General features: G+C 74.7%; 4 protein-coding genes and 1 pseudogene. 3 read left to right on the forward strand and 2 right to left on the reverse strand.

Annotated elements, in window-relative coordinates:
* Together AB7J25_RS30010 and AB7J25_RS30015 are read right to left on the reverse strand one after the other, a co-directional pair.
* A pseudogene (locus tag AB7J25_RS30010) lies at positions 1-290 on the reverse strand (FAD-binding monooxygenase); the annotation flags it as partial.
* Between the two features lie 94 nt (positions 291-384).
* Positions 385-1,815 carry a polysaccharide deacetylase family protein gene (locus tag AB7J25_RS30015; protein ID WP_428514656.1) on the reverse strand — a complete coding sequence of 477 codons (1,431 nt, stop codon included), beginning with the start codon at positions 1,813-1,815 and terminating at the stop codon, positions 385-387.
* 154 nt (positions 1,816-1,969) lie between these two features.
* On the opposite strand from AB7J25_RS30015, the gene AB7J25_RS30020 reads away from it, so the two are divergent.
* From AB7J25_RS30020 to AB7J25_RS30030, 3 genes are all read left to right on the forward strand, one after another.
* Complete coding sequence (locus tag AB7J25_RS30020) at positions 1,970-3,736, forward strand: polysaccharide biosynthesis tyrosine autokinase (RefSeq protein ID WP_428514658.1); 1,767 nt, start codon at positions 1,970-1,972, stop codon at positions 3,734-3,736.
* An 82-nt stretch (positions 3,737-3,818) separates the two neighbouring features.
* Positions 3,819-4,484, forward strand: coding sequence for a hypothetical protein (locus AB7J25_RS30025; RefSeq protein ID WP_428514660.1), 666 nt, complete (start codon positions 3,819-3,821; stop codon positions 4,482-4,484).
* 54 nt (positions 4,485-4,538) lie between these two features.
* A complete protein-coding gene (locus tag AB7J25_RS30030; protein WP_428514662.1) occupies positions 4,539-4,925 on the forward strand; it encodes a VOC family protein in 387 nt (128 codons plus the stop codon).
* Positions 4,926-5,125 lie beyond the last annotated feature (200 nt).

Below are 5,125 nucleotides of genomic sequence, written 5' to 3' on the forward strand. Positions count from 1 at the left end.
TGCTGGCGGCCGATGCTGTAGCCGTAGCCGCCGAGGTGCACGACCTCGTCCGCGATCCGCAGCTGCTGGCCCGGCCACGTCACCGACCGCGCCGCGATCTCGCGGGCGCTCTCCGGGTCCGTCCGGTACAGGGCGTTGCGCAGCGAGTCCCAGTACACGACGCCCCACCCGTAGGTGGTGCCGGGCGGGTTGCGCTCCAGGACCGTGATCTCGCGCGACGGGTCGCGCAGCTTCGCCACCAGGGCGAGGTAGAGCCCGGCGGGTCCCCCGCCGACGCAGGTGATCTTCACTGGACGGGCCTCACGTGTGCGTGCACCACCCTCTGCTGTCGGGTCGCTCTGCTGTGTCGGGTCGCTCTGCTGTTCGGGTCGGCCGCGCGCCGCGTTACGCGGTGGCTGTGGTGGCTGTGGTGACCGTGGCGACTGCGGCGACCGTCTCTGCGTACCACCGGCGCTGGCGGGCGGTGCGCAGCACCTCGTCGTTGTGCCACAGGAGCCCCAGCGTGCCGCCGAACCGGCGGCACTGCCGCGCCACGTCGAGGATCGTCTCGGCGGCGGCGTCGGGATGAAGCCCCAGGTAGCCGAAGAGCGTCACGTCCATCACCTGGAACGGTTGCTCGACCAGGCGCAGCGGGCGGCGGCGCAGCAGGTCGAACGCCCGGTAGGGATGGCAGGTGCCGGTGCGGAACCCCGCGGCCTCGCTGAACGCGAGCGTGCAGTCGTAGTCCAGCCCGGCCTCGTCCCAGTGGCGCCAGGTATCGGGGTTGACCCACTGCAGGTAGTGCTGGCGTCCGCCCCACCGCTGCTGGTCCACGCCCTGCGCCTGCGCGAGCGCGCGCAGCCGGGCGAACTCGGCCGCGGTGGCCTCGGCGTCGCGGTAGGTCCCGAACCCGGCGTGCAGGCCGACCTCGTGGCCGCGCCGGTGGACGTGCCCGACCAGCCGCTGCACCCAGGGATGGCCCAGCAGGTCGTCGTGGACGTCGTTGGCGGCGAGGAAGTAGAAGGCGCTCCGCAGGCCGTGGCGCTCGCTCACGTCGCAGAGGAAGTCGAACGTGGCGTGCGGGTCGCGGTCGAAGCGCCCCCGGCGGGCGTCGGCGACCGCGCGGGCTCGCCGCAGCACGAGCCCTGCGTCCCGGCGGTGCACGACGTCGCCCGCGAACTGACGGGCGAGCAGGCGCGGCCCACGACCCAGGGTCGAGAGCGGCTCGTCGACGTCGTGGCTGAGCAGCACACCGTAGGACGTGGTTCGTCGCCGCAGGCCCGGCCAGGTGCGCCGCAGCGCCGCCCACAGCAGCTCGACGCACAGGTCCGCGAGCGGCACGCCGAGCAGGCCCTCACGGCCGGCGATGGAGGAGGCGGCGGGGAAGCGGTCGTAGCGGTCCCGCGCGCCGCCGGCCGCCACCTCCTCGTAGCGGGTGAGGAGCGCGAACACGGTGCCGAGGACGTCGACGTGCAGGGTGACGCCGTCCGGGCCCACCTCGCCCGCGCAGCGTGCGCCGGGGCGTGCCCACGGAGCGGGGATCCGCCCCGCGAGCGGCGTGTCCTCGCCCAGCGGGCCGACGGGCAGCCGCGCGATCGGGGCCCGGGGCAGGGATGCGGCGGTGAGCCACGCCCGCTCGCCACAGGCGAGCAGCACGTCGGGAAGCGTCACGTGCCGGCCGTCGGTGCTCTCCGCGGTGATCCGCACATCCGGGCAGTCGTGGGTGTGCAGGCACCAGTCCAGCCCGAGGCGGTCCCGCAGGACGACGTCGAGGACGTGGCGGCGTTCGGGTTCGCGCCCCGGGGGAACCGCCACATGGAGGGTCACGCCGTTCACTCGATCAAGGGTAACGACACGTTGTGGACACGGCCGGGCGGGTGACATCCAGTCGGTGCAATGATGCGCCACGCTCACACTGCGTGGCGCGTACAGTCGACTCCGGACCCGGCGGCCCCACCCAGACCGCCGAAAGGCGACCTCAGGAGCGAAGGTGACACCGCGGCAGTATCTCGATGTACTCCGGTCCCGTTGGCGCATCGTCGTCGCCTGTCTCGTCCTGGGCGTCCTGGCCGGTGTCGGCGTCACGCTGATCACTCCGCAGCGCTACTCCTCCGAGGTCTCGATCTACCTCGCCGCCCAGGCGCCCGCGGGCGACCCCGGCGCCGCCGTGGACGCGGGCGATCTCGTCCGGCAGCGCATCTCGACCTACCTAGAGATCATCTCCAGTCAGCGGCTCGCCGAAGAGGTGGCCCAGCAGCTCGGTGGCACCGTGACGGCCGCGGAGGTCCGGTCGGAGATCAGCGCCTCGTCCGAGCCCGAGTCCACGCTGATCACCGCGACCGCCACCGACGTGTCGCCGCAGCGCGCCGCCGACATCGCGAACGCGGTCGCGGCGCGGTTCGCCGCCACGGTCGTCGAGCTGGAGACGCCCCCGGGCGCCACCGGCCCACCCCTGGTCACCGCCCAGGTCTTCCAGGCCGCCCAGCCGTCCACCTCGCCGTCGTCGCCGAATCCGGTGGCGAACGTGGTCCTCGGGGCCCTCATCGGCCTGCTCGTCGGTTGCGGGCTCGCGGTCCTGCGGCACATGATCGACAACTCGGTCAGGTCCCGCGAACAGGTACGCGAACTGCTCGGTGTCCCCGTGCTCGGGGAGATCCAGACCGACCCGGGCTTCGACCGCACGCCGCTGATGATCGAGGCGGGTCCCGGGAGCAGGGTCGCCGAGTGCTTCCGGCAGCTCCGGACGAACCTGCAGTTCCTCGACGTCGACGGCAACCGCCGGGTGTGGCTCGTCACCAGCCCCAAGCCCGGGGCGGGCAAGAGCACCACCGTCGCGAACCTCGCGCTCGCCCTCGCGGAGGCGGGCGGGCGGGTCCTGGTCGTCGAGGCCGACCTGCGCCGCCCCCGGGTCGCCGAGCTCCTGAACGTCGACCGCGCGATCGGGCTCACCAACGTCCTCGTCCGGCGCATGCCCGGCGGTCAGGCCGTCCAGCGGGTCCGCCCCGGTCTGGACGTCCTCGGCAGCGGGCCGCTCCCGCCCAACCCCAGCGAGGTCCTCGGCTCGGCGGCCATGGCGGGCCTGCTCAACCAGGCCCGCGAGCGCTACGACGTCGTCCTCGTCGACGCCTCGCCGCTGTCCCCGGTCACGGACGCCGCCGCGGTGGCGCGCCAGGTCGACGGCGTGCTGCTCGTCGTCCCGTACGGTGGGGCCACCCGCCCGCAGATCCGGACCGCCCGCGAGACGCTGGAGACGGTGTCTGCGCCGCTGCTCGGCGCGGTGCTCACCAGGACCCCGGCCGTCAAGCACCGCAAGGGCGGCGCCGACGCGGCCTACCTCGCCGTCCGCTCCGAGCTGGACATCCCCGCGGGTGAGGGCCCGACGCTCGCGCCCGCGTGGACCCGCCCGGGCGACCAGCCACGCACCAACGGGGCCGCGCCCGCTCCGGCCGGCGGCCCGAACGGGTCCCCCGCGCGCCCAGCCTCCGGTTCGGGGCCTGCGCCGCCCGCGATCCCGCGGCAGGCCACGCCGATTGCCGGAGCCCGGCCGCCAGCAGGGGCGGTCGACGGCGAGGCGCCCCGCCCGGCGCCGACAGCCGCGGTGCCGACCCCGTCCGTCGTGACCGCCACGCAGCCGCTGAAGCCTGCCGCCGGGTCCGGCCCGGAGACCGTCGGCCCGTTCGCGGCCGGGCGCGCCCCGAAGCCGGTGCCCGACGACGGGAACGGCCGCGACGCTGCCGACGGCCCCGACGAGAAGTAGCCTCGGCCTCGCCCTCGCGACCGACGAGCCGCCGGTCGCGACGGGGAGTCCAGTGACCGGCGCAACGAGGTGACCCGGTGCCGTGACCGTGCCGCAGGAACCGCCGCCCGACCTGCCCACCTGGCAGCCGCAGACCGCGTTCGAGGTGCTGTTCGTGTGCACCGGCAACCTCTGCCGCTCGCCGTTCGCCGAGGCGCTCATGCGCCGGCTCATGGTGGACCGACTCGGACCGGAGGCGCTGACGGCCTTCCGCTTCGGGAGTGCGGGCATCCGGGCCGTGCCCGGCCGCCCGATGCACCCGGGCACGCGGGCCGCGCTCGACGTCTGGGGCGTCCCGGACGACATCTCGTTCACCGCCCGGCGGCTCGACGAGAAGATGATCATCAGCTCGGACCTGGTGCTGACCATGGAGGAGTCGCACCGGGCGGCGATCGCCTGGCTCGCGGGCGATGCCGTGCACAAGGTCTACGGCCTGCGCCGGTTCGCGCGGATGGTGCAGTCGCTCGACCCGCGGCGCCTGCCGCCGGACCCCGTGCACCGGGCGCTGCGGATCGTGGAGTGGGCCCCGCGGCTGCACGCCGGCCTGCCGCCGGTGCCACCCGAGCAGGAGGCGGTCCCCGACCCCGTCACGGGTGGGCCGCAGGAGCACCTGCGCTCGGCGGACCTGGTCTTCGACGCCGTCGCCACGATCGTCGACGTCATCGCCCCGCCCGGGGTCACCGTGCACGAGGCGGATGCCTGGTGGTGATCGCGGTGCGCCGACCGCCGGAAAGTGTCGGCCGCATCGGCTAACGTCCGCGCCATGCTCGATCACCTCGGTGTCCAGGTCGGCGACGTCGCCGCCTCGCTGCGGTTCTACCTGCAGGTCTTCGCGCCGATCGGGGCCCGCGAGATCATGCGGTTCCCGATGGGGGATTCCTTCGTCGTGGGTCTCGGAGGAGCGGACGGGCAGCCCGACCTCTGGCTCGTCCCCGCGGGCGGCGGCGAGACCCGCGAGCTGCACGTCGCGCTGTGCGCACCCGACCGGGCCGCGGTGGACGCCGTGCACGAGGCGGCGCTGGCGGCCGGGGCCGAGGTGCTGCATGCGCCGCGCGAGTGGCCGGAGTACCACCCCGGCTACTACGGGGTCTTCCTGCGCGACCCGGACGGGCACAACGTCGAGGCCGTGCACCACGGGGCACCGGGGTAGGGGTGGACCGGTCACACGGGCGGGTCGTCCCGCTCAGTTCGGCGAACGTGCCGTGCGTCCGGTGGGGAGATCCTCGGGCGCCGGGTGGGTCGTCGGCTCCACGTCCGGCGCCGGGTGCGCCCTGTCGAGGCGCGCGCTCGCCCACAGCGCCCAGTCGTGCGCGGCGTCCGTGGCGCGGATGCCGTACTCCAGCGCGAAGC

This window comes from Pseudonocardia sp., from assembly GCF_050246655.1.
Taxonomy (GTDB): domain Bacteria; phylum Actinomycetota; class Actinomycetes; order Mycobacteriales; family Pseudonocardiaceae; genus Pseudonocardia.